General features: G+C 69.0%; 22 protein-coding genes and 5 pseudogenes. 13 read left to right on the forward strand and 14 right to left on the reverse strand.

Annotated elements, in window-relative coordinates:
* Positions 1–218 precede the first annotated feature (218 nt).
* Positions 219–1979 (reverse strand): annotated as a pseudogene (mobF, locus tag AC0665_RS29540) (MobF family relaxase).
* A gap of 257 nt (positions 1980–2236) precedes the next feature.
* On the opposite strand from mobF, the gene AC0665_RS29545 reads away from it, so the two are divergent.
* A complete protein-coding gene (locus tag AC0665_RS29545; RefSeq protein WP_478706130.1) occupies positions 2237–2491 on the forward strand; it encodes a hypothetical protein in 255 nt (84 codons plus the stop codon).
* A gap of 271 nt (positions 2492–2762) precedes the next feature.
* Here the strand turns inward: AC0665_RS29545 and AC0665_RS29550 are convergent, their stop codons facing one another.
* Positions 2763–3185, reverse strand: coding sequence for a hypothetical protein (locus AC0665_RS29550; protein WP_478610190.1), 423 nt, complete (start codon positions 3183–3185; stop codon positions 2763–2765).
* 917 nt (positions 3186–4102) lie between these two features.
* On the opposite strand from AC0665_RS29550, the gene AC0665_RS29555 reads away from it, so the two are divergent.
* Positions 4103–4252, forward strand: a complete 150-nt coding sequence (locus AC0665_RS29555; RefSeq protein ID WP_478706282.1) for a hypothetical protein — start codon at positions 4103–4105, stop codon at positions 4250–4252.
* 225 nt (positions 4253–4477) lie between these two features.
* On the opposite strand, the gene AC0665_RS29560 is transcribed toward AC0665_RS29555, so the two are convergent.
* Complete coding sequence (locus AC0665_RS29560) at positions 4478–5083, reverse strand: TetR/AcrR family transcriptional regulator (RefSeq protein ID WP_478706131.1); 606 nt, start codon at positions 5081–5083, stop codon at positions 4478–4480.
* Between the two features lie 159 nt (positions 5084–5242).
* On the opposite strand from AC0665_RS29560, the gene AC0665_RS29565 reads away from it, so the two are divergent.
* Complete coding sequence (locus tag AC0665_RS29565; RefSeq protein ID WP_478706132.1) at positions 5243–6379, forward strand: MFS transporter; 1137 nt, start codon at positions 5243–5245, stop codon at positions 6377–6379.
* 722 nt (positions 6380–7101) lie between these two features.
* Here AC0665_RS29565 and AC0665_RS29570 read toward each other — a convergent pair.
* Positions 7102–7590 carry a hypothetical protein gene (locus AC0665_RS29570; RefSeq protein WP_478706133.1) on the reverse strand — a complete coding sequence of 163 codons (489 nt, stop codon included), beginning with the start codon at positions 7588–7590 and terminating at the stop codon, positions 7102–7104.
* 173 nt (positions 7591–7763) lie between these two features.
* Here AC0665_RS29570 and AC0665_RS29575 point away from each other — a divergent pair, with 173 nt between their 5' ends.
* The gene (locus AC0665_RS29575; RefSeq protein ID WP_478706134.1) at positions 7764–8534 is read left to right on the forward strand and encodes an aminoglycoside phosphotransferase family protein; all 771 of its coding nucleotides are present in this window, start codon (positions 7764–7766) and stop codon (positions 8532–8534) included.
* Between the two features lie 66 nt (positions 8535–8600).
* Here AC0665_RS29575 and AC0665_RS29580 read toward each other — a convergent pair.
* Positions 8601–9372 (reverse strand): annotated as a pseudogene (locus AC0665_RS29580) (transposase).
* 336 nt (positions 9373–9708) lie between these two features.
* On the opposite strand from AC0665_RS29580, the gene AC0665_RS29585 reads away from it, so the two are divergent.
* From AC0665_RS29585 to AC0665_RS29595, 3 genes are all read left to right on the forward strand, one after another.
* Positions 9709–10287, forward strand: coding sequence for a hypothetical protein (locus AC0665_RS29585; protein ID WP_478610196.1), 579 nt, complete (start codon positions 9709–9711; stop codon positions 10285–10287).
* A gap of 478 nt (positions 10288–10765) precedes the next feature.
* On the forward strand, positions 10766–12745 hold the full coding sequence (locus AC0665_RS29590; RefSeq protein ID WP_478706135.1) for an APC family permease: 1980 nt from the start codon (positions 10766–10768) through the stop codon (positions 12743–12745).
* Between the two features lie 400 nt (positions 12746–13145).
* Entirely contained in the window at positions 13146–13628 is a 483-nt protein-coding gene (locus AC0665_RS29595; protein ID WP_478706136.1) for a hypothetical protein, read from the forward strand.
* 153 nt (positions 13629–13781) lie between these two features.
* On the opposite strand, the pseudogene AC0665_RS29600 reads toward AC0665_RS29595, so the two are convergent.
* Positions 13782–14257: pseudogene (locus AC0665_RS29600) on the reverse strand (ATP-binding protein).
* 200 nt (positions 14258–14457) lie between these two features.
* Here AC0665_RS29600 and AC0665_RS29605 point away from each other — a divergent pair.
* Entirely contained in the window at positions 14458–14835 is a 378-nt protein-coding gene (locus AC0665_RS29605) for an STAS domain-containing protein (RefSeq protein ID WP_478706137.1), read from the forward strand.
* A 46-nt stretch (positions 14836–14881) separates the two neighbouring features.
* Here the strand turns inward: AC0665_RS29605 and AC0665_RS29610 are convergent, their stop codons facing one another.
* A complete protein-coding gene (locus AC0665_RS29610; protein WP_478706138.1) occupies positions 14882–15226 on the reverse strand; it encodes an STAS domain-containing protein in 345 nt (114 codons plus the stop codon).
* 117 nt (positions 15227–15343) lie between these two features.
* Positions 15344–15688, reverse strand: a complete 345-nt coding sequence (locus tag AC0665_RS29615; RefSeq protein WP_478706274.1) for an ANTAR domain-containing protein — start codon at positions 15686–15688, stop codon at positions 15344–15346.
* 605 nt (positions 15689–16293) lie between these two features.
* Here AC0665_RS29615 and AC0665_RS29620 point away from each other — a divergent pair.
* Positions 16294–16491: a hypothetical protein gene (locus AC0665_RS29620; protein ID WP_478706139.1), complete on the forward strand. Its 198-nt coding sequence runs from the start codon at positions 16294–16296 to the stop codon at positions 16489–16491.
* Positions 16492–17139: 648 nt separating this feature from the next.
* Here AC0665_RS29620 and AC0665_RS29625 read toward each other — a convergent pair.
* Entirely contained in the window at positions 17140–17550 is a 411-nt protein-coding gene (locus AC0665_RS29625) for a thioredoxin family protein (RefSeq protein WP_478706140.1), read from the reverse strand.
* 287 nt (positions 17551–17837) lie between these two features.
* Here AC0665_RS29625 and AC0665_RS29630 point away from each other — a divergent pair, with 287 nt between their 5' ends.
* Entirely contained in the window at positions 17838–18269 is a 432-nt protein-coding gene (locus AC0665_RS29630) for an ATP-dependent DNA ligase (RefSeq protein WP_478706141.1), read from the forward strand.
* Positions 18270–18958: 689 nt separating this feature from the next.
* Here the strand turns inward: AC0665_RS29630 and AC0665_RS29635 are convergent.
* Complete coding sequence (locus AC0665_RS29635; RefSeq protein WP_478610203.1) at positions 18959–19747, reverse strand: tetratricopeptide repeat protein; 789 nt, start codon at positions 19745–19747, stop codon at positions 18959–18961.
* 241 nt (positions 19748–19988) lie between these two features.
* Between AC0665_RS29635 and AC0665_RS29640 the strand changes: the two genes are divergently transcribed.
* Together AC0665_RS29640 and AC0665_RS29645 are read left to right on the forward strand one after the other, a co-directional pair.
* Positions 19989–20246, forward strand: coding sequence for a DUF6221 family protein (locus AC0665_RS29640; protein WP_478610204.1), 258 nt, complete (start codon positions 19989–19991; stop codon positions 20244–20246).
* A 77-nt stretch (positions 20247–20323) separates the two neighbouring features.
* Positions 20324–20767: a hypothetical protein gene (locus tag AC0665_RS29645; protein ID WP_478706142.1), complete on the forward strand. Its 444-nt coding sequence runs from the start codon at positions 20324–20326 to the stop codon at positions 20765–20767.
* Between the two features lie 262 nt (positions 20768–21029).
* Here the strand turns inward: AC0665_RS29645 and AC0665_RS29650 are convergent, their stop codons facing one another.
* Positions 21030–21563, reverse strand: coding sequence for a hypothetical protein (locus tag AC0665_RS29650; protein WP_478706143.1), 534 nt, complete (start codon positions 21561–21563; stop codon positions 21030–21032).
* Between the two features lie 86 nt (positions 21564–21649).
* Positions 21650–22240: pseudogene (locus tag AC0665_RS29655) on the reverse strand (transposase family protein); the annotation flags it as partial.
* Between the two features lie 118 nt (positions 22241–22358).
* Here AC0665_RS29655 and AC0665_RS29660 point away from each other — a divergent pair.
* Positions 22359–22490, forward strand: coding sequence for a hypothetical protein (locus AC0665_RS29660; protein ID WP_478610206.1), 132 nt, complete (start codon positions 22359–22361; stop codon positions 22488–22490).
* 366 nt (positions 22491–22856) lie between these two features.
* On the opposite strand, the gene AC0665_RS29665 is transcribed toward AC0665_RS29660, so the two are convergent.
* Positions 22857–23078, reverse strand: coding sequence for a hypothetical protein (locus AC0665_RS29665; protein ID WP_478610207.1), 222 nt, complete (start codon positions 23076–23078; stop codon positions 22857–22859).
* Between the two features lie 79 nt (positions 23079–23157).
* Positions 23158–23436, reverse strand: a pseudogene (locus tag AC0665_RS29670) (ankyrin repeat domain-containing protein); the annotation flags it as partial.
* Positions 23437–23458: the final 22 nt, after the last annotated feature.

Consider the following 23458-nt stretch of genomic DNA (forward strand, 5'->3'; position numbering starts at 1 on the left):
GGTCCCGTCGTGTGTCATCGGGTTTCCCCAACTCCCTTTCGAGGTGAGGCCATTCACGCCCGCTGCGGGTGCAGCAGGCGGGCGAGGAGGTCGTCCAGGTGACCAGGCCCGTCAGTCGGCCCTCGGCGTCTCGGACCACCGCCAACGATGCTCGCCTGGCGGCGCGGCGGCCTCGAGGCGGGCGGCTTCAGCGGCGGCCTCCTGGCGGGCGAGGGTGTTCACGTGACTCCTCCTGTGGTTCGGCCCGGCGTGTGCTGGGTGCCGGGTTGCTGGGACTGCGGCGGCAGGGCCGTCGCCTGGGCGGGCTGCGGACGGGGGCCGTGGGCGGCTTCGCGCGGCCGCCGGCCGTCCTGGAGCGTGGCGGCCACCTGCGCGGCGGCGGCTTCCAAGGTCTGGCGCGTCTGTTCCACCGTGTCGACGCCGGTCTCCGGTTCCAGGAGGCGGCCGTTCTTCGGGCCGGTGCGGAACGGCCGCGGGTGCGACTTCGAGGCGGCGAGCACGGCCACGGTGCGCTGCCGGGTGCGGGAGCTCAGGCGCTCCGCACGGCGCACCGCATGGACCCGGGCGGCCAGGGCGTCAGCGGCGAGGCGGGCCCGCTCGTACAGCGGGGCGGACTTTTTGCGGGTCAGCGGGCGCAGCACGGCCTGGCCCTCGGTGTCGCGCGGGTAGAGGGCGCGCAGGTCGGCGGTCATCATCCGCCGGCTGGCCGGGCGGGTGTAGTCGTCGATGACCGTCTGCACGATCTGTTCGTCCAGGCCGGGGTCGTGGGGCCGGCCGCGCAGGACGTAGGAGAGGTGGCGGCGGGCTTCGGCGAGCAGGTGGTGGCGCTTGAGAGCGCCGCGCATCACGTACACCACGGCGGCGACGTCGACGGCCGCCAGCGTGACGTCGACACTGGCCGCACCGCGCCGACACCGCCGCGGCCGCCGCTCGCGCCCGCTCCGCCAGCCGGTCGACGACGTCAGCTCCGTAGGCCCGGATCGCTGAATCCCGCCATCGCTTGCGCAGCTCGGTCAGCGACGGCAGCTCCTTGCGCTTGGGCGGGCGCGTCTGGTCGGCGGCCTGCAGGCCAGCGCGTAGGCAGCCCGCTCCCCCGGCTCGCGCCCCTGCTTCTCTTCGTACCTGGCGGTCAGGACGGGCAGTGCGTCCTCGATCTGCTGGCGGCGGGTCGACTGCCAGCCGATGAGCCGCTGATCGATGCCCGCGATGTCCATGACGGGCCGGCGGCCGGGCGTCACCTCGCGCGGCTCCCCACGCCCACCCGAGCCGGGCGGACACCTCCTCCATGAAGTACAGGGTGTAGAGGGTGTCAGCGGCAACGATGTTGGGCCATCAGCGAGTCCGCCGACAGGTTGCCCCACTTCCCGTCGTGCGGCCGCCGCGCGCGAATCGACACCACCGCGTGCGAGTGAAGAAGTGGCCTCGATTCCGTGGCTCTGGACTCGTAGTGCCGGAAGACCGCGATGATCAGTCCGTCCTTGATCCGGGCCCGGTGCTTGCCGCCGGCCTTCGAGCGAATCTCCGCGACGGACTCCTCCAGCCACGCCAGCGTCTTGTCGCGGGCGATGTCGTCGCACAGTTCCAGCACCAGGCGGTGCCGGTCGTCCATCAGGGCCCACGCGATGTGTGCCGTCGGCGAGGGCCGGAACGTCAGGTCCATAGCCAGCCAGGGGGGTGCGCTCCTTGGCCTTGTCGGTCTCAGGTGAGCGGTTGTGCTCGATGGGCCTGCCCAGCACGGTCGCCCGCCGCGCCTGCTCCGGGCTCTTGCCCTGCGCCAGGAGCTCGCGCTCGATCCGGTCGGCGTCCGGGTGCCGGCCCTCCCCCAGGAGGAGTTCGGCCTGCCGCTCGGTCACCACGTCCCAGTCCTTGAGACCGAGCGCGGCCAGGCCCCGGCCCTTCCACACGCCGGGCGGAACACCGGCTTCGTCCTGGGCGGCGCGCAGCGGCGTACCCGCCCGGCGGTGGCCAGCGCCGACCATCACGCCACGGAACAGGTAGCGCACCCCGTACCCCGGGCGAACTGGCGACACCCCTGGGGCCACCACCGCCACGGCGGCCGCCACCATCGTTGACCCAACACCGTGTGCGTGAACTGAACCACTCACGCCCGATACCAAAATGACGCGCCCGCCCTCCCCGGCCGAGAGCGCGTCTCGTCTACTCGGACAGCCCTGGCACTGGCGAGTTGCACCGGGCGGCGCGCTGGGCTCCTCCACTGGAGTGAACCGGCAGGATCATGTTGCGCGCCGTCGCGATGGTCCTCGACCGCAATCCCGGCGCCCGGCTCGACCGCCTGAGCAGAAAGCTTGCCGGTCACGGCAAGCGTAAGCCGCTAACGGTCGCACAGTGGAAGGAGTCCATCGCGAACACCGTCGGCGGTGGCGGCTCCTCCTCCCGATCTACCCCCCTTGCAAAGCACATTGTCAACGAGTACAACGACGGGCTGACCGAGCACTTCCTAATCCATCCTGGTCGGCCCGACAAGGACTGAACCACCGTCATCGGGCACCCGCGCGCAGCGTGGGACCCTTCGCTCTGACTGGCGCGTACCCGTTCACGATCTCCCGCGCCCGGTCCAATACGGACGGCCACCGCACCCGCTCACGCGCCATACCGGTACTTGTACCCTTCCGCGCGACCACCGGGCCCGACACGAAGGACCTCTGTCCTCGACTGTCGCGTGTGAATAGGTGTCATCGTCCGGGACGGGCTTGCCCGCCGGGGCTGACCCGCAGGTTGCGGAGCAGGTCAGCCCTCGCAGGTCAGTTCTTGTCGACGGTGACCGGCCGGGCGTCCAGTGCCGTACGCAAGCGCTCCGCGACGGCCTGGTACCGCTGGGCGAAGCCGGGGTCCTTCATCTGGTCCACGGGCAGTTGCCTGTGCTGGTCGGGCCACCGACCGGCGAGCGTCCAGCCCAGTGGGCGCAGCCCGGCCCGGTTCACGTCCCGGTCGACGCCTGCCAGGTAGTCCGCGTCGACGGGCAGTTCGCCGTTCGACTGCCAGATCACCCCGTCCAGCCGGATGGGCAGGCTGGGGAAGCCGAAGAGGAAGCCCAGGCAGCGCTCCCGCAGAACTGCCGCGCTCTGCTCGGGGCTCAGTGGAATGCCCTTCTCTTCGCCTCCGGGCCCGGGGAGTGCGGTCCTGCAGTCGGCGTCCGGGAAGACGTTGATCTCTCCGAGCACCACGTGCGCCGTTGCGTTATCCCGGTCCGGGTAGCCCCACCCGGACTTTGCAGGAGGACGATCACGTCGTAGGCGTCGAGGGCGCCGGCCACCGCATCGGCGAGCGGGCTGCGGTCCGTGCAGGGCCAGCCGCGGTCGCTCTCCCGCGAGGGGTGGCGGACCTCCCACATGCAGATGTGGCGCATCAGGACACCGGGGCCGTCCGGCGAGGCCCACAGCGTGCTGGTGGTCGGCTCCGGCGGGGCTGCTGGCTCAGTCTCCTTCTTGCCCCCTCGCCCGCGTCTCAGCAGCTGTTTCTGATCCCGGGTTCTGAGTAGCCTTGGGCCCCTAGGCTGGCCTAGTGTCCGAGGACGCCGGACGGGGCCGGGGAGAGGAACTTCCGGGCTTGTGGCGAACGGCTGAGGCCGGACGCCCGGCCTGGGGCCGTGTTCTGCTCGTCGGTGTGTCGGTCCAGGCAGTGGCGGAAGGAACGGCGGCTTCGCAAGCGTCTGGCGGCCGTGCAGGGCGAGGCCGGCACGGCTGAGTGCCCGGAGTGCGGGGCTCGTTGGGTGCCTGGCGTCGACCGCCGCTCGGATGCCCGGCAGCGGTCGACGGTGGGGGCCGACGCACCGCTGCTGTTAGTCAGTGCGCTGGAGGACGATCCAAAGCACGCCCCGCCTACCGCATCACCGCCGAGCACACGTAGGAACGCGCCCCATAGCGGCGATCACCGAAGCTGATCACCGGTCACTGATCACAAACACCGCTCCTGGACACAAGCGCTGCGGGAACTGGGCATGGACGGGGCAGGGCCGGTCACGATCCGCCGGGTGGCCCCGGACAACCTCTGACGACTCCCAACGCCGTGTGCGAGTTCCGGGCGTTGCCAACCGGTGTAGGAAACCTGCCCGCGTTGTATGCCTGGCTGTAGGACCTTCGGCTTGGGTCTCGCTTTCGCGGCGGCCTGCTCTCCCGCGTCGGTGCCGGCCTGCTCGTCGCGGACGCCACCGCGGTCCTGGTGGCGGCGTTCTTTGTTCGAGCACCTCGTCGACCAGGTCGCCGACGAACCGGGCCAGATGATCCCCGAGTAGCCAGCCGTCCAGTGACGGCGGCAGCAGCAGGACCTGGTGCGGGTCTAACGCCCGGAACGTCTTGTCCACCGCTGCCGCACGACGTGGCGGCCGTTTGCCCTCGGCCGGCTCGACCTCGAACAGCCCCTCCTGATCGCGCATACCGGGATCACCCCGTACGAGTGATCACCCGGCACACGCGGGTTACCGGTCACTGCGACACGCTCCTGGCACATCCCGGTGCCGTCAGGCAGGTTCCGCAGGCGTGGGTCCCAGGGTCCGGATCGCGAGCTCGATCGCGGTGGTCAGACGCTCGAGGTCGTGGCCGGCGCGTTCCCGCACCCTCAGACCGAGAACCGTGGTGAACAGCAGTTCCACGGCGTCGTCGATGTCGAGGCCGGCGGACAGTTCGCCACGGTCACTGCCCTCGGCCAGCGTCGAGCGCAGGGCCTGCCGCGTGACCTCGAACGCGGCCTCGGTCCGCTGACGGACCTCTTCATCGGTGGTGCCGAGCTCGGTGGCGGTGTTGACCACGAAGCAACCGCGGCCGGGCGTGCCATCGGCCGGGCAGGTGACCAGCCACAGCATCCATTCCCGCAGCACCTCCCGGACCGGACGGTCCGCCGCGTCCAGCCGCTGCCGCGCCTGAGCCGACTCGGTGGCCCGGTAGTGGTCGAGCGCGCGCAGGAACAGCGTGTGCTTGTCCGTGAACGTCCGGTAAAGGCTGCTGGGCGTGAGCTTCAGCTCGTCGCCCAGGTCGCGCACCGAGGTGGCGTGGTAGCCGCGTCGCCAGAACAGCTCGGTCGCCGACGTGACCGCATTCTTCTCGTCGAACTGTCGGGGGCGTGCCATGTATTCACCTTACCCAACTTGTGGAGCGATCGCTCCCATACTAGTCTCGCCAATATGGGAGCGATCGCTCCCGAATTGTTGAAGGAGGCTCAGTTGTCGACCGCAGAACAGACCCCCACCCAGACACAGGAACCAGAGGTCCCGGAGAAAAGTCGCTGGATGGCGGTCTCCGTGGTGGCTTTGGGCACCTTCCTGCTGGTGACCGCTGAGCAACTGCCGATCGGTCTGCTGACCTCCGTGGGGTCCGCGCTGTCGGTCTCCGAGGGGACGGCCGGGCTGATGGTGACGGTGCCCAGCATCGTCGCCGCGTTCGCGGCACCGCTGGTTCCGATGCTCGTGGGGTCGCTGGACCGGCGCATTCTGCTGCTCGGACTGATGGCCCTGATGACCGTCTCCAACCTGACCTCCGCCCTGGCACCGAACTTCGCCGTGCTGGTGGGCTCCCGGGTGCTGGTCGGTATCGCGATCGGCGGCTTCTGGGCGGTCGCCAGCGGCCTGGCCGTCCGGCTCGTCGCCCCCGCCGACGTGTCGCGAGCCACCGCCGTCATCTTCGGCGGCGTCGGAGCCGCGAACGTGTTCGGTGTCCCGCTCGGCACCCTGGTCGGTGACCTCACCGGCTGGCGCATCGCCTTCTCCTCGCTGAGCGCCCTGGCGCTCGTCACCCTGATCGCCCTGCTGGCGGTGCTGCCGGGGCTGGCCGCCTCCCAGGCCATCCGGCCGAAGCTGCTGATGGAGCAGTTCCGCAACCCGGGCGTGCGCGTCGGCATCATCGCGACGGTGCTCATCGTGTTCGGGCACTTCGCCGCCTACACCTTCGTGAGCCCGGCACTGCAGAAGCTGTCGGGGATCGACGAGCGCTACGTCGGTCCGCTGCTGTTCGGGTTCGGCGCGGCCGGCATGATCGGCAACTTCGTCGCCGGCTCGGCGCTCTCCCGCCGGGTGCACCGGAGCGTGCTGATCATCTCCGTGGCCCTCGCGATCGCGATGCCGCTCTTCCTGCTGCTGGGCCAGACCGCGGTCGGCGGCGCCATCCTGCTGATCGTCTGGGGTCTGTCCTACGGCGGTGTGTCCGTGGGCCTCCAGACCTGGATGATCAAGTCCGCCCCGCAGGCCGTGGAAGCGGCCTCCTCACTGTGGGTGGCGGTGTTCAACCTGGCCATCGGCCTCGGCGCGCTGGCCGGCGGCGTCATCGTCGACACGCTCACCCTCCAGGGCGTGCTGTGGCTCGGCGGCGCCTGCGCACTGCTCGCCGCCCTGGCGATCTGGACCGCCCGCACCAACGACGCCCTGCGATGACCGAGCCCTCCTCAGGGCCCACCGGGGACGCGTAGCCACAACGGCGCCGACTGAGGCGCCGCATTGCGTCGAGCTCCAGGCGTGGCCTGCTTGCCGGTTACTGAGACACGCTCCTGGGTGCTGCCTTGAAGCCCGTTGCAGGATGGGAGCGTGGCAGCCCATCTGCGCAGTGTTGATGCCTGCTTCTTGTCAGTGATCAGCGGATCAAGGTGCAGGCCGACCTCGGGTTGCTTCTCCCGGACACCGGGTTGTGGGGGCGGGGCACTGCGCCAGGTTCCAAGATGGGGCGGACGCCATGGAAGATGCCGAGACCTGCTTGCTTCTGCGGAACGGCCGGAAGCGTCGGATCCGTCCCCTCGCCACTTCCGACGAGTCAGCATCAGTGCCTTTCATCGGTGAAGGAACAGCACCGTTTTGAGTCATGGTTTTTGGCTGGGCGGCGCAGCGTAACCGTCTGGGGTCGCCAGCCGACCTAAGTGGGGCCGACATCCTGGTGGCGGAGTCCGCCTTCGGGTGGGTCTTGGTTGGCCGGTGCCCTTGCCACCCGCTCTGCGGATCGGGCACCGGCCGCTCTCTTCAGGCGGCAGGCCGCATACGCGAAGAAAGCCCGCACCGATCGGTGCGGGCCTTGGTGTTGAGGTGGAGCGGTCAGACGGCCGCGATCGGCTCTGACGCCGTGATCACACCAGCCACGACAAGATCGCCCCACCCTCAGCACCGTCTCACTGAGGTGCCACGGAATCCCCGGCCGCCCGTCGCCGGCCAGGCCACATATCGCTATACGCCGCGTCGAAGAACTGCGCCTGCGGCCCGCGCAGCGCGGCCCCGTCGGCTATCTCACCCCGGGCGGCCTCGGCGAGGCGGGCTGCATAACGATAGGCGGCGCCCCGCAGGGGCTCGCTTCTGGCCGCCAGGTCGATCTCCGCATGAGCCAACCACAGGTCGTCGACGAGGAGGTCGAGCACGGGATCGGCCGAGGTGTCGCCACTGCCCGAGTGGGCGAATGCCGCCTTCTCCACCTGCGACGCAATGCCCAGGAACTTCAGGACCGCGTTCTTGAGCTCCGCGCGATGCGCGGCTGACTCCTGCACTTCGAGCTGCCGAGTGCTTACTCGCGAGACGAGGTACTGGCCAAACAGCGATCCGCCCGCACCGAGCGCAACACCCGCCAGAGACAACAGCGCCGGCCCCAACGTTCCCCAAGATCCCATAGCCGGAGTTTCTCAACATCAGTTCGCCGCCGTGCGAAGGCCGGGCTTTCCTGTACTCGGGGCCAGTGGAGAATCCCCAGTGGCGCCTCGTTGGGTGAGGAGGTGACTGGCCTCCATCGTCGCTGACGGTAATCGAGGTGACGCCTGTTCGACGGCTGGGTAGCGTGAACCGGGTGTCGAGCGAGGAAGTGATGCAGGACGGCGCCCACCGTCGGGTGATGCGGATCGGGGACACCGTCCGCAGACCCGCCCAGCCCTGGACGCCCACCGTCCACGCGTTGCTGCGGCACCTGGAGAATGTGGGGTTTGCCTATGCGCCCCGACCGCTGGGAATCGACGAGGAGGGTCGCGAGGTCCTTACCTACATCGACGGTGACTCCGGAGCGTCGGGCTGGGCCAAGGTCGTGGACGACCCGGGCCTGAGCAATTTCGCCCGACTTCTGCGCGACTACCACGATGCCTGCGAGAGCTTTTCACCTCCGCCAGGCGCGACCTGGTCCACGGACGCAGGTGTCTCCGGGGACGACGAGGTTATCTGCCATGGGGACTTCGGCCCCTGGAACGTCGTATGGCAGGGCAACCAACCGGTGGGAATCATCGACTGGGACTTTGCTCGCCCGGCGCCACGCTTGCACGACGTGTCCTACGCGTTGGAGTACGTTGCCCCGTTCCGCGACGATGCCGAGTGCCTGCGCTGGCTGCACTACCCGGCGCCGCCCAACCGCCGTCTGCGGCTGGAGCACTTCTGCAGTGCCTACGGCCTTGACTCGACCGTGGGGATCGTCGACGCCGTCATAGCCAGACAGCAGGACAATGCCGACCTCGTGCGCCGGCTGGCCGAGCAGGGGCACGAGCCCCAGGCCACGTGGGCCGCCGACGGGCTGCTGACCGAACTTGACCGCAGAATCAACTGGAGCAAGGCGCACCGACATCTGGTCGAGTAGCCCTCTTAAAGGGTGTTGCAGAAGGCCTGGTGGCGGCGTGTCTGGGTGATGGCTGACCTGCTGTTTTCACCCTGTCATGGCAAGGTTGTGCAGGGTGGCCACGGCCTGGACGGCGTGGTGGAGGCCGTCACCCCTTTGGCGGCAGTCGCGCAGGATCTTCCCGTTCTTCATGCGGGCGAAGGTGTACTCGACGCGGGCCCGCACGCGCCGGTGTTCGGCGTTGTCTTCCTCCTGGCCCCGCAGGAGGGGACGTCCCGGCTCGTCTGCGGTGCGGGACGATCAGACCGGTGCCCAGGTAGGCGCCCTCCGCAATCACGGTCGTGCCTGCCGCCACGGCCGGCAGGTCCGACTTCCGCCACACGTGCGCGTCTGCCTTGTTGCCGGGTGCGGGCCGGGCGGAGGCCACCACCAGGCGAGTGTCGGCATCGACGATGACCTGCACATTCGCCGAGAATCGGTAGTTGCGTGAGGAGGCTGCGACCTTGCGGTCACGGACCGGGATCAGGGTGCCGTCCACGATCCATAACCGGTCAGCGCCCGGCACAGGGCGGGGCGCCGGCTCCAGCGCAAGCAGCGGCCCAAGACGCTGGATGACCCGGCAGACGATGGCAGGTGAGCAGCCGAAGAGCGGTGCGAGCTGCCGCATCGTGAGGTTCGTGCGGTAATACACGGCCACCAGCAACACCCGCTCGGCCAACGCAAGACACCACGGCCGGCCACCACCAGGACCGTTGCCACCTCGTTCCCGCACCACCCGAAGCAGCTTCTCGAACCGCCCCATCGGCAACCCGGTGAACGTCTCCACCCACACCGGCTCAGCCCTCAACACCCCACCCATACAGGCAAAATGCCCGCCACCAAGCCTTTTGCACCATCCTTTAGCTTCTGTCTCTTTGGTCAGCGTCGGGCCCAGATGAGATGGCGGCGAAGTGGAGTGCGGCCTGGTAGGCGATGGCGAGCTTGTCCGTTCGCGTGGCCAGGCCGGAGCTGGAGGCCAGCGCCTCCAGGCACAAGGCGATGAGCTACGGCCGCCTGGTCGACAAGGAAGAGCGGATCGAAGCGGAGATCGCCGCCTTGGAGGCCCGGGTAGGCCCCGAGTACACCGAGGCGCTTGTTCACCTTGGCTGTCACGAGGGGCCGGGACGTTGTCAGTGTCGGCCGGTACGTTGCGATCATGGGTCTCTATCTGGTGAGTGTCGCCGCGCAGGACTGGTCGCGGCCGGGGGAGGACGGGTACGGGGACGTAGCCGCCGCGCTGAACATTGAGCTAGAGCGGCGCGGGCTGCCCCCTTACGAGCTGCGGCAGGCCGCACGGGAGGCGCCGGGCTGGTTCGAGGAGAAGGTCAGCCCGTCCATGGACGGCTTCGCGGCGCTGTGCAGGACGCGGCTGACCGACGCGGAGCTGTCGGCCCTTCTCGACTGGAGCGTGCTGGTGCCGTTCGCGGTGGAGGAGGAGATCGTGCTCCCCGTCGGCACCGCGTACTCCGGCGAGGAGGCAGCGGTCGCCGGGGCCCCGCGGGTGCTCGCCCTGGCCGAGCGGCTGGCCGGTGCCGTCGGACTGCCCGTGGACGCGATACCGGCGGGCGAGAACCTCGCACTGAGCCTGTGGTTCCTGGAGGGCGGGGCGGAGCGGATCGCCCGGGTGCGGCCGGGACCGTGGGCTGAGGATCTGGATACGGCCTTCTACGTGGCGCTCTACCTGCGCGCCGCGCAGTACTCCCTGCGGTACGGCTGCCCGATGACCTACGCCTGAGCCACGGCGGCGGCCGACCGGCCGGAGAGGCTGTATACGGGTCCGAGTCCGGGCCGGGGGCCGTGTCCGCCGGGTGCCCGAGCCAGTGTCCTGGCCCCCGGGCCTGGTTGGAGGGCGGCTTCACCACCCGCCCTTACGGCCGACCGTTCTTGACGGGCCCTAACGGCGAGCCCGGCTTCCTTGACGGAACTCTGACGGGCGATGGGCACAGAGGCACTGCTGCCGCCGCACGCCCAGCCCCGCGCAGGCGCGAACTCAACCTGGCGCTACACCTGTCCCGCCGTCCTCACAGTCATCGTCACCGTCTGCACCCTTATCTACCGCGCCATGCAGAACTTGGCATGACCAGCCGCCCTCGGCTCACTCAGGTAGTCAGTACCGGATGAGGGATCCGGGGCCGCATACGCGATGATCGCTGGTGCCATAGGCGGCTCCGGCGGCCATTTCAGTGATCAAGCAGTGGAAGGACAACGGGGACATGAGTGAGACGAGTCGGCCGGTGATGCCGGAGACGGTGGACAGTCCCGCCTTGCGGGCTGAGCCGACAGGCAAGGCAGCACGGTGGCTGCTGCGTCACCGAGTGCAGCCGGTGGGCCCCGCGGCCGGTGAGAGTCATGCCGAGCCGCATGCCTGGTGGAAGGTGATGTGCCTGACCGGCGTCGACTACTTCTCCAGCCTTGCCTACGTACCGGCGATCGCCGCCCTGGCCGCGGGAGCCGTCTCACCTCTGGCGACGCTGCTGATCGTGGCGTTGACGCTGCTGGGAATGCTGCCGATGTACCGGCGGGTGGCCAAGGAAAGCCCGCACGGTGCGGGTTCGGTGGCGATGCTTGAGGACCTGCTGCCGTTTTGGTGGGGCAAGCTGTTCGTGCTGGTCCTGCTCGGCTTCGTTGCCACCTCGTGGATCATCACCATCACACTCTCCACGGCGGACGCCTCCGTGCACGTGATGGAAAACCCCTTCTTCCCATCCGTCCTGCACGGTCATGAGGTCGCGTTGACGGTAGCGCTGCTACTGATCCTTGGCGGTGTGTTCCTGCTGGGCTTCAGCGAGGCGGTCAAGGTGGCCATTCCCCTGGTGACTGTCTTCCTGGCTCTCAACGCGGTCGTCATCGGCGTGGGCGTGGCGCATGTGCTCACCGATCCCGACGCCTGGTCGGCGTGGACCGGCTCCCTCACCGACCTGGGCGGCTTCGGTGATCTGGCCGGGCCGGCCCTGCTGGCCTTCCCTCTGCTGGTGCTGGGCCTGTCCGGCTTCGAAACCGGTGTGAGCATGATGCCGCTGGTGGCGGCCGACGGTGCCGACGCCGAACAACGGCTGCAGGCCCGTATCCGCAACGCCCGCAAGCTCCTCACCGCCGCCGCGCTCATCATGAGCGTCTACCTGCTCGCCGCCAGCTTCGTCACGACCGTCCTCATCCCCGAGAGCGAGTTCGAGCCCGGAGGCGCCGCCAACGGCCGTGCCCTGGCCTGGCTGGCCCACGAGCACGTCGGCGAGGCGTTCGGCACCGTCTACGACATCAGCACCATCCTCATCCTGTGGTTCGCCGGCGCCTCCGCCATGGCAGGGCTGATCAACATCGTGCCCCGCTACCTGCCCGACTACGGCATGGCCCCCGAATGGGGACGCGCCGTGCGCCCGGTCGTCCTCGTCTATACCGCCCTGTGCATCATCATCACCATCGCCTTCGACGCCGACGTCGACAAACAGGCCGGCGCCTACGCCACCGGCATCCTGGCGATGATGGTCTCCGGCGCCTTCGCCGTCACCGTCTTCGTCGCACGCAACCGACGGCGCACAGCCACCACCGGATTCGCTGCGCTCACCGCTGTCCTGTTCTACGCGCTGATCGCCAACATCATCGACAAGCCGGACGGCATCGCCATCTCCGGCTTCTTCATCCTCGGCATCATCACCGTGTCGCTGATCTCCCGCGTATCGCGCACCACCGAGCTGCGCGCCGACCGCATCGTCTTCGATGAGGCCGCACGCCGGTTCATCACCGACACCCTCGCCCACGACCAGTCCATCAACATCATCGCCAACCGCCGCCAAGCCGGCGACGCCGCCGAGTACAGCGCCAAGGAACGCGAACAGCGCGGCACCAACCCCGTGCCGGGCCTCGCCGATGTGCTCTTCCTGGAGATCGACGTCGTCGACCCGTCTGACTTCAGTGAGACCCTCACCGTCCACGGCGTCGAAGTCGACGGCTACCGCATCCTGCGTGCCGAGGCTCCGGCGGCGCCCAACGCCATAGCCGCCATCCTGCTGGCCCTGCGGGATGCCACCGGTGTGCGACCGCACTGCTACTTCGCCTGGGCCGAAGGCAGCCCCCTGAAGCACATGTTCCGCTACTTCCTCCTCGGCCGCGGCGACACCGCCCCCGTCACCCGCGAGATCATCCGCAGCAACGAACCCGACCCGGACCGCCGGCCCGGCATCCACGTCGGCGGCTGAGCCCCTCACCACGTCCACCAGCAGCCGAGTTCGCCGGTGGCACCGTCTCCTTCGACGGAGCAGAGTTCACCGGTGGCAAGGTCAGGTTCAACCACGCGCGGTTCGCCGGCAGCACGATCGACTTCTGCGGTGCGCAGTTCACCGGCAGCACGGGCCCGGGCCTGGTTCGCGCACCACCAAGGGGGCCGGAGTTCCTACAGCGGGGGCCGGCCGTTGATGGCGCCGCCGGGATCGCCGGGGGCGGGCAGCATGAAGGCCGCGGGGTGCCGGGGCTGGTGGATATCGTGCTGGACGCCTGCCGCTGGAGCGGGATCACAAGCGCCCCTTTCCAGCACGTACCCCCAGCGAGCAGCTGATGCGACTATCAGCCCTACGAGCGAGCCTGTGAAGGAGCCGCGAGGTGGGTCACGAGTCATCGCACTACCGAGAGCTCTACCGGCAGTCACTCTTCTACCGGCCCGGGAGCACGCTGCTGACCACGGTCCGCGCGTACATGGGCGGGCCCACACCGGCCCGCCCCGACGACCCGGCTGTCCGTTTCCATCCCGAGGGAGTCGCGTACCACCAGGCATTCGGATACGTTCCCGTGATCAAACTGGGCTGGCCTGCGGTCCGAGCAGTCGCCGTTCTCCCCGGACCGGTCCCGGACCGACAGGTCCTGTGCGTGTACCGGATCAACGAACCACCACAGCCCGATGTCCCGGCCGACGAACTGTTCACCGGCACTGGGCGGGGCCTCGGAAGCCACTTTCAGGCGCTGTTCGGCACGAGACTCGTGGTACATCTGCACCACGTACGGGGCCCGTCACTGAAGAAACTCGCCCGGCGCCTACCCGCCTGGACGGACGGCCACATCACCCTCACCACCGAACGCCCGAGCTGAGGCAGGCCGCCCACCAGGGCCACCTCGCCAGCACCCCGGCCGGCACCTCAGTCACCACAAGCTCCGGCCTCCTGCTCTGCGCATCTTCCCCAACCGCGCTTGGACCAGGGCATGCCGAACCTGCACGAGCAGGTCGGAACACGGCAACCGGGACTACAGCGGGGGCCGGCCGGTGAGGGCGCCGTCGGGGTCGTCGGCCAGAGCGAGGCGGGCGGTGATGCGTTTGCCGACCGGCTCGCGCTGGGCTTCGAAGCCCTGGGCGACGGCCATGACGATCTCCAGGCCGTGCTGGCCGACCCCCCGGCGTCCGCGGCGCGGGCTATCGGCAAGGTCGGGTCGGAGTCCCACACCTCAACCTCGACCAGGTCACCGACAATCCGCAGATCCAGCAGGATCGGGCCGGGGGCATACTTGCGGGCGTTGGTGACCAGCTCGCTGACCACCAACTGGGTCAGGTCCAGTGCACGTTGCGAGACGGGCAGGCCGTGCTCGGCCTGCACGCGGGTGAGGAAGCCGGCCGCCAGGCGGCGGGCGTGGGCGATGTCCCCGCCGTCGCCGTCCAGGGCCACCGAGGTCTGCAGGACCGTGTCGGGCGTGATGCCGTCCTCGCCCACCGGTGTGCCATCCATTGTCGCCGCCTTCACGAGCATGCTCACGTCCCGGCACGTACCCCGTGCCCGTGGGATAAGGCCTGAAGGCCTCCTGGTCGGCCGGCGGCTTCACGCTATCGTCACATCATCTCAGGGCCTGAGCCGGGGCCTGGTGACGGCCTTTCGGTGCGGGTGACGGCCTTTCGGTGCGCAGGCTCTGGTGTGCCAGGATCACCGGCATGGACGAGGACAACACGCCAGGTGCCGAGCATGCAGTGCCGGCGGGCCGTCTGTCCGTCACGGCCTCGACCGTCGACGGGATCCGCGTGCTGACCGTGGCTGGGGAGATCGACCACGACACCGGTGACACCCTGCGCCAGGCCCTCGACCCGTCCCGCACCCCCAGTCCCCGTGTCGTGGTGGACATGCGGCAGGTGACTTTCATGGACTCCGTCGGCATCAACCTTTTTATCACCGCCCACTGCTCCCTCGCCCAAGCCGGCGGGTGGCTGCGCCTGGTAAGCGTGGGCACGACCGTCATGCGCACCATTCAGATTGTGGGTATCGACGAGCTTCTCGACATCCGCGAAACCCGCGAACAGGCACTGACCGGGTAAGGCGTCGGTCGCCCTCTCTGTCTACTTCAGGACTTCGCTGCGCCGTTCACAGGGCCGCGCGAAAGCCGGCGGGGGCAATGTCGGGCAGCAGGCGGGAGAGGTCGAACAGGGCGGGGTCCGTCTCGGCTGCTGTGAGCAGCAGCCACAGCGGCTGAGGGCCCAGCCCGGTCACCGTCGTCCGGCGGTCCGGGCTGCTCATGGCCGGATCGAACAGCAGGTGCAGGCCGGCGATATCCATGAACGGCGTGCCGGTCAGGTCCCACTGCAGGTCGCTCACCTGCGGGGGCAGTGCGGCAGCTGCGGCGCGCAGCAGAGGCAGGGTGTCGAAGTCAATCCCCCCGCGCGCAGCGATGCGTGCACGGGTGTCGTCAATGGTGGTGGTGATGTCCATGTGGGCGCGGGCACCCCCTTCAGGTCGCCCCACCGTCGCACGGCAGCATCCGTGACCACGATCCCAACCAAGGGAATGTTCTGTGAAGCCTGTGACCGTTTGACGCCGCTCCAGGGACTACTCGGGCGAGCGTGGCGTCTTACCCGCGCACCGGTGCTGCTCGACGGCCGCCTCCAGTTGCTGGCTCACTACTGGGGGCAGCGCCTCACCCAGCGCCCAGCCGATCACCATTTCGGCCACCGCATGCACCTTGACGTTCGTGCGCTGGGAGACCTCCCGCAGCACTTCGAACCCGACCGCCTCCACGATCTGGTGAACCGTTATCAGGACACCGATGGCCTGGTCGACCGTCGCATGGGAATCGACCGCCTGTCGCAGCTGCTCGTTCTCCAACTCCAGGCGAGCCACCGCGTCCTCGCGACCGGTCTGGGGTAGGTGCCGCTGCATACGGGATGTCATCATCACCAGCTTTCCATCGCCCAGGCAGGACTCATCTCAGTACGCCTGCCCGCACTCTGAGCTGCAAGACATCCCGCGCGTGAAGCGCAGATCACGCAGAGGGTGAGGTGGGGTTCTTCGCCGATCAGGACCGACGAAGAACCCGAGAGGCTTCTCCCAACCCCTCACCCACCGAGTCGCCCCTACACCCCTACCCACACCTGCCTCCGTCGCCGGTTGAAGGTGCTGCAGCGCCGACCTCCCTCGCGGTCCGGGCGTGGGTCAGGTCAGCGGCGGACCCGGATGCAGCGGCTTGGAGGATCGGCAACAGGCCGTCGGGTCGTGATGCATACACGAAGAAGGGCCCGAATCAATCGGTGCGGGCCTCGGTGCTATGCGCCGGTTCCGGCGTCGTCGCCGGGGGTGGTCGTGTAGGTGTTGCCGCGCTCGTCGGGGCCAACCGCCCTCGGCGCTCCGCTCGGGACTCGGCCTGGTGCTGCTCCTGGTGCTCGCTCTCCCTGATGGCGTCCAGGGGAGCAGGCCGCGCAGCTGACGCCGAGGATCGCCCGCCCATCGCAGCAAACCGGCCTGTCGCAACCGACGGCAGTGACGGGCTCGTCCTGTTGATCGTGAGACTTTCCTTGCCCCGGCGCCGGGCAGAACAGCGCGGCCTTCGCCTCTGGCACGTCTGGGTCGTCCTCCCTCTGGCCTTCGTCACCGCGGCCGCCGTCGCCGCAGGCGTGTTCTTCGCTGGGTGGGACCTACTGGGCGCCCGGGAGCTCAAGGCCGAGCGCCGTATCGACTCCAAGACGCTGTTCGACTGGTGAAACTCTCTTGATCTGTCGCAGCGAAGGTTGAGCGGTTCTCATCGAAGGTTGAAGGCCCCGCTGGTTCGACTGCTGCCGGGGCTGCTCTTCAGGTCGCGGTGCCTTCAGCGGTGGCGCAGTTCGGCTGCCCAGGGACAAGGGGCGCTGGCTGCGCCCTGTGCTTCCGCCACGCTCACATCCGGGCTCTTCCCTCGCGTGAGTGATCGCGCGCCGCAGGCGTAGCCGCATGGCCAGCCGGGAGGTTGGACGGGCATGACTCGACGCATGACGGCGGCCGCCGTGGCGGCCGCGACTCTCGCCGCCTTGCTCCTCCCCCACCGCTGACGCCGCGGCCGGTTCACCTGCCGTGGCTGCGGCACACGCCCGACGGCGACATGCACCAGCAAGTGGCGTGCCGTGCAGCGCGTCGCCGTGCGCCGTCCCGGCCCCCACGACGGGCCCGTCGCCACCATGCACTCCCCCGTCCACCACTACCGGTCCTGGGTCGTGGCGATCGCGCGCACCAGCAGCGGGCCGGCCTACCGCGTGTGCGGGAAAGACGGGAGCCTGTGGCGGATCGTGCCGGGCGGACAGGTCCCGCAGACTGCCTCCGCCGAGCATGAACAGCCCCCACCACACATAGCCCGGCTCGTGGGGAGAAGGGTGCGGTCAGTGGCTGGCCAGGTAGTGCACCATGTCGTCGAGCCTCTGCCGGTTGGCCCCACTGAAGTTGTCGTGCTGCTCACCGTCGACGATGGCAAAGAATGTGGGGACTTGCCTGATGCGGAATTGGTGCGCCAGCTCTGGGGTGCGGTCGATGTCAACGGATGCGAACGTGACGGTCCCGTGCTCCATCGACTGACGGTCGAATTCGGGCTTGATCGCGCGGCAGGGGCCGCACCATGTGGCTGTGAACATGACGATGAGCCTCGGCTCGTTGTCGAGCAGCTCACTGAACTGCTCGACGCTGTTCACCTCGATCACCGCGCTGGCGTACTTCACCGTGGCGGGAGTCTGGACGCTCGCGGGGTGGGGTACGGCCGTCGAGACGCCAGCGTACGGAGCGGTGGCGAGCGTCAAGCCCACCACGACAGCAGCGGTCCGGCACAGCCGACGACAACGCGGCGCTGCCGGCTGGAGGGTGGAGCGGGAGGTCTGGCGATCTGTGTCCATGCCCCTACCGCTACCGGCTCCTGTCAGGTGATATCCGCCGAACGGTGCCTCGCCACCCGCAGGTTCAGGATGACAACCCAGACGGCGTAGCAATGCCTTCGGCCGCCTACCCGGCAGGGCGGGGCGGCTGCGCTGTGGGAGAGCCGTTGACGGCGTGGAAGGGACGCCGCATTACGTGGTCCCTGCCTGCCCCGATGCTGACCGTCGCCGTCGACAACCCGGCCCTGTCTGCGGGTGCTGCGGGCGAACCGAAGTGGGACGGCTACCGCGCGCAGCTCGCCCTCCACACCGACGGCCGGGTGCTGCTGCGCTCCCGACAGGGGACGGACATGACCGGCTCGTTTCCCGAGATCCGGGCTGCCGCCCTCGCGCAACTGCCGGTCGACACCGGCCTGGACGGCGAGCTGGTGGTGTGGGAGTCGGACCGGCTGGCATTCGAGCGGCTACAGCAGCGCCTGACCCGCCGCGGCAGCGGTGCCGTCGAGGCGGCGCGCCAGTGGCCTGCGCACTACGTCGCCTTCGACCTGCTCCACCAGGGCGACACCGACCTGACCGGCTGGCCGTACGAGCGGCGGCGCGCAGCGCTGGAGACACTGTTCGCGAGCGCGGCCTGGCCGCGCCACTGACGCTGTGTCCATCGCCCACAGCCCGAGGTCGCAGCGCAGTGGGTGGCATGGACGGCGGCCGGGCCGGAGGGGCTGTGCTTCAAGCGACTCGACGGTCCCGGCGCCCGCTCAGACCACAAGGAGGCGAGGTAGGTCGCAGTCGGTGCGGACGGGCTCGACGTTCTCCGCTGGGTGGAGCGCTGGAGACACCCTGACTGCCACTCTTGTGCATCCCGAGTTGGTGGTCGAGGTCGGCGTCGACATGGCCCGTGATGCTGGCGGCCGGTGGCGCCATCCCGCACGCCTACACCGCGCCCGCACCGACCTCTCCCCCACTGACGCCCCCCTCATGTCCAGCCGCCGTGACCGGGCCATCGAAGAGCACGCCCTGATCCCGGCCGGCCCACGCCGAGGTGAGATACGACGACATCGTCGAACAGTCGTGTTCATTCAGGTCGTGCTCTTCAGGCAGAGCGCTCGGTGCTGGTCGCAAACGACGATGACGACTCCCGCGCCGCCGGTCACGGAACCTGATCCCTCCGCGTTGGTCTGCTCCGGCGACTTGGTTGACCTGTTGCTCCGGGTGCCAGCGCAAGACGCATAAGTACGGCCGCGGCGGCTCGCCTCTGCACCAGTGGTGCATGGCACCGGGCAGGCCGACGACCGCCCGGAAGAGGCATCTGTCCCGAGAGGAGGGATGGACGCTGCGCTTATGGTCGAGTGCCGTCGATGTGCTCGAGCAGGGTTCGGGCTTCGACGGTGCGGCTGTGGTTTGGGCCGAAGGAAGCCTGGCACGCATCATGAGCGGCTGCAGCCTGGTGACGGGCATCGGGAGCCCGTCGCAACCCCCACAAGACCATGGCGAAGACCAGTTGGACGGCGCCCGTGTCTGGGTGGCGCTGGTCATCTGGCAGAGTGCGGTACAGCTTGTCGGCGTCCTGCACTTCGGTGAGGGCCTCTTCGTGGCGGGCTTGGCCGTTGAGGCTGCGAGCCAGGCCGAGTCGCAGGACGACGGACCCCCGGTCACGTTCGCGATGGGCGGCCAGGGCCTCGCGGGCGACTGCTTCAGCCTCCCGGTGGCGCCCCTGCGCATTGAGGGCGAAGACCTGCCCATTGCGGGCGGCCGCTGCCAGGAATGACATTTCCGGGCCGGTACCGCGGCCCGCGGCCTCGGCGACGGCCGCACATTCCGCCTCGCACTCGGCGTGCTGACCGAGCGAGATCATCTGCTGGGCGCGGTCCGAGCGCAGCTTCAGGGTCAACCAGTGATCGGCTCCAAATATCCTGCTGAAGGCAGGCAGCGCTTCGTCATAGGTGGCGAGTGCCTCGGCATGGCGGCCTTGGGCGCCCGTCGCGAGCGCGGCAATGTTCAGCGCCACGGCTGCGTACTCGTCGTCGCGCGGCCGCGATCTGGCCACGGCGCGGGCTTCGGCCTCCGCGTCGGCATAACGCCCAGCTTGGTAAAGGGCTTTGGCCTCCGCCACAGGCGTCCCCGTCATTTGTTGGGCGTCGCCGCGGCCACGCCGTCGTAAGAATCTCATGACCGGGAGCATACGGATGCTGCGCAGGCTACGGCATCTACCAGCGCGTCCGCGCCTATCTGCACTAGAAGCGCACCTCGCCGCGGTCGGTGGCCGCCCGGCCGCCCTCGTCCCGGACGGTCGCCGGATGGATCCTCAGCCTCCCGGTGCCAGGACCGCTATGTCGCCGCCGAAGCACCTTGCCCGCGAAGATGGCCGCATGGATGACCTTGTGGAGTTCCTCATCGCACGCATCAATGACGACAACCACGCCTACGCCTACGTGGCTGGCACCCTGGGCGGCGATGCCGTTCTCGACAGCCACCTCCCCATGCTCGACCTGATCGAGCAACTGGCGAACGACTACAAAGCCATGGACCCCTCCGACTCCCGCTCTGCCGGCCTGGCATACGCGCTGCGAGTCCTTGGCCAGTCATACGCCGAACACCCCGCCTACCAGCAGGAATGGCGCCCGTAGCCTTTCAAGGAGACAGTCCCTAGGGGCCGGAGTTGACGCGGGTGCGGCCGTGTGGGGTGCCCAACGGGGCGGCCCGTGTGAGCCAGGAGGCCCTGGCGGTGCAGGTCCGCAAGGAAGACGAGCGCTGGATGCGCGACCAGCGGCAGGCGGCGTATCAGGCGATGCTGGACGCCGGCCACCGACTTCACGATGCCATCATGGCCAGCTTGAAGGCCCAGAGGGACGCGCAGTTGATGGAGGGGATCCAAGCTGTTATCCGGGTGTCCGGTAGGGCAGCACGGCTGCTTGAGATTCCCGGCCCGCAGAGTGTTGTGGACGCTGGAAAGCAACTCGTGGCAGCTCACAGCGCCCTGGCCAGCTGTCTGCCGCTCAGGCCTGAGGAGGCACCCCGCTGGAACAATGCGATGGAGCGCCGCACGCAGGCCTCTAGGGCGTTTCGGCAGGCCGCACGCAGTGCGCTGGGCTATGCCGCCGTCGATGCCGTGGAGTTGTCACCGTCCGAGGACGCCAGCCGGGGCTGACTCCGTCGGGCGGCGCCTCGTGCATCCTGCTCGGCCTGCCAGGCCCGGAAGGTGCGGCCTTTCATCCGCCGACGGCGCTGGGGGATGTTGTTGGACGGGATGCCGACCGGGGCGGGGCCGAAGTTCTCTCAGTGAGCGCGCGGGCGACCTCACTCCGAGAATCCTTGGAGATTTTCCAGGGCTTCAGGGGCGAGGGACGCCTATTGGCAGTCCTCGGTTTCTAGTACTCCAGCCGTAGTTCGCAATCATGGCGAGTCGCTGCTTATGGCCCGTAGACGAGATCCACGCCACCACTGGCTTCAATGAGCCAGGACAGCGAACCGCTGCCGAAAGGCCAGCCAGTGGTGGCCACCTGCACCCAGCCGCCCGATTCGTCGGTTCCTGCGTGCCACCACCACCAGCTGCGATCGTCTCCCATTCCTTCTTCAGTCGGGTCGAAGTAGTACAACCATCCCGAGAGCGTCCACGGTCCCTGGTCGAGGGCCGCTCTCTCCTCTGGCGTCATAGCGCGCCATTGACGCAGCCACGCCCCCACGTCGAAGGGCTCGCCACGCTCCTGTTCCGGGGGCTCGGGCGCGCACCGCTGGATGAACCAGGTTGGCAGCAGCTGCGGCCAGAGCTCTTCTGCCGGCCAGTCAACCATTTGGGAGACGACGCACGTCAGTACCGCACGCGCGTTGTCGATGACCTGGGCCGGATCCTCGGCAGTGAACCGGAGGCGCACGAGAAACGGCCGGGGCTCGTCGTCATCCTCGGTGCTCGGTCCAGATCGAAGGCGCCGCAGCTCGCCTGTCATGATTTCCACGGTGAGGAAGTATGCACCGGCACCGACCTCGCGACATCTCGATATCGCCCCACGCAGGGGACACGAACCTTTATTAGCTGGACAGTTGCTTGCCGTCGGTAGTGACAGGCTCGGACACGGGCTTGGTGTCGGCGGCGCCAGTGTGACCAGCGCAGGCGGTGTGCCAGGCCGTGGACCGGGCTGATCAGGGCCGCGAACAGGTGCTGGATCTCGTTGCCGGTCAAGGGGATCAGGCCTTCGAGGGCGGGCCGGTCGCGGCGTTCGGTGGCTGCGGTGACGGCAAGGAAGGAGTGGGCAAGCATTGCGAGCGTGACCCAGCGATGCCAGGAGGTCCAGCGGCGAACCTGGTGCTCGTCCAGGCCCGTCAGGCCCTTGCCAGCCTGGAATGTCTCCTCGATCGTCCAGCGCCGTCCGGCCACCCGCACCAGTTCGGACAGTGCCATTGGCAGGGGTGAGAAGCAGCGGTAGAGGGCGAGCCCGCCGGTGCGACGGTTGCGGCGGACCAGCAGGCTCCAGTTGCCGGGCCGACCGGTGGGGTCGCGGATGTCGACCCGTGCCCAGTCGTAGAACCGCTCGCCCTTCGCGCCCGCTCCAGCCGACAGCCGCTGCCAGGCCCGCTTCGGGATTCGCGCGGTCAGGGTCTTCGCCTGGAACTTCCCAGCGTGCGTGACGCTGACCGGGCACACTCCCGCCGCACCGCCACCGCCGAGGAAACCGACGGGCGCGGCCGTCCATAGGAGCGTCGGCGGACACCGGGCCGACCGGGAGCGGCACGGAGCAGGGCCAGTGACCAGGCGGGACGAGAAGGACGGCCTCGGCGTCGCGGCGCGGCTCGACGCCACGGCCCCTGGCGGCCCGCACCGTCGTACGCACGCTCAGGGGCTGACGCTCGGCGCCGAGGAGACATCCGCCGTCTAGCACTGACGGCGGGCATGGGCAGCGCGGCGGAGACCCTGGCCGGCGACCGCCGCGCCACCAAGGAGCATGTCGGCACCGGGCGAGAGCCGTGCTCCGCCTCGCCACGGCCGCCGCGGCCCTGCTGCGGCACCAGGACACCACCGTGGCGAGCAGCACGTCGGAGCTCACGACCGCCGTGCTCGCCGAGGCTGAGGACGCGGCCCGGGGGGGGGGAAGCGGCGCTGACGGCGTTCGAGGGCGCAGTTCGCGCCGATCTCGAACCTGCTCCGTCCCGATGGCGGCCGCGCCTTCGGCGGGCACGTTAACGGTCCGGGTACCGACGGGGGATGCTGCGGAGGTGAGAGGCTCGTGGGTGCGGGGCGACCCTCAGCTCTCCGGCTCGCGTGGGACGACACGGGAGAAGAACTCTTCCACCGTCTTGGCGGCGAGATTCCCGTTCGTGGTCGCAGACCGCCGCAGCGCTTCGCCCGTCACCTGGGCAGGAATGTCGACGTGCTTGTCCGCCTCGCCCATGATCTCACCGACGTACCACTGGGCCGAGGTCGGTAAGTGCTGGATGAACCAGCCGAGCATCCTGGCCAGGGGCACCGACAGGATGAGGTCGAAGTCCTTGAGCTGGCCGTCCCGGCGTTCGCTGAGGCGCAGCGAGGTAGCGAAGTCCTCCAGGGCCCTGGTTGCCGCTCTTGGGATTGGCGTAGAGGCCGTAGCAGAGGGTGCCAGCGGACAACCGGGTCAGCACGCCCGGCATCTGCGGCGCGTATCCCCAGGGCTGGGTGACCACGCAGCCGCCCGGCACGGACGTCACGCCGACGATGTGCAGGCTCTCGTCCATGTCGTACGCGTAGGGATCCTCCAGCAGCTCATTCAGCACTCGGAGGAGTTCGCCGTCCACCACCGGCGTCGCCTCAAGACGGCGCACCGCCTCGGCCGCGTCGATGCTGCGGACGGGGCGGAGCGAAGCTCGTTGA

The sequence above is a fragment of the Streptomyces sp. NPDC043685 genome (assembly GCF_056436585.1).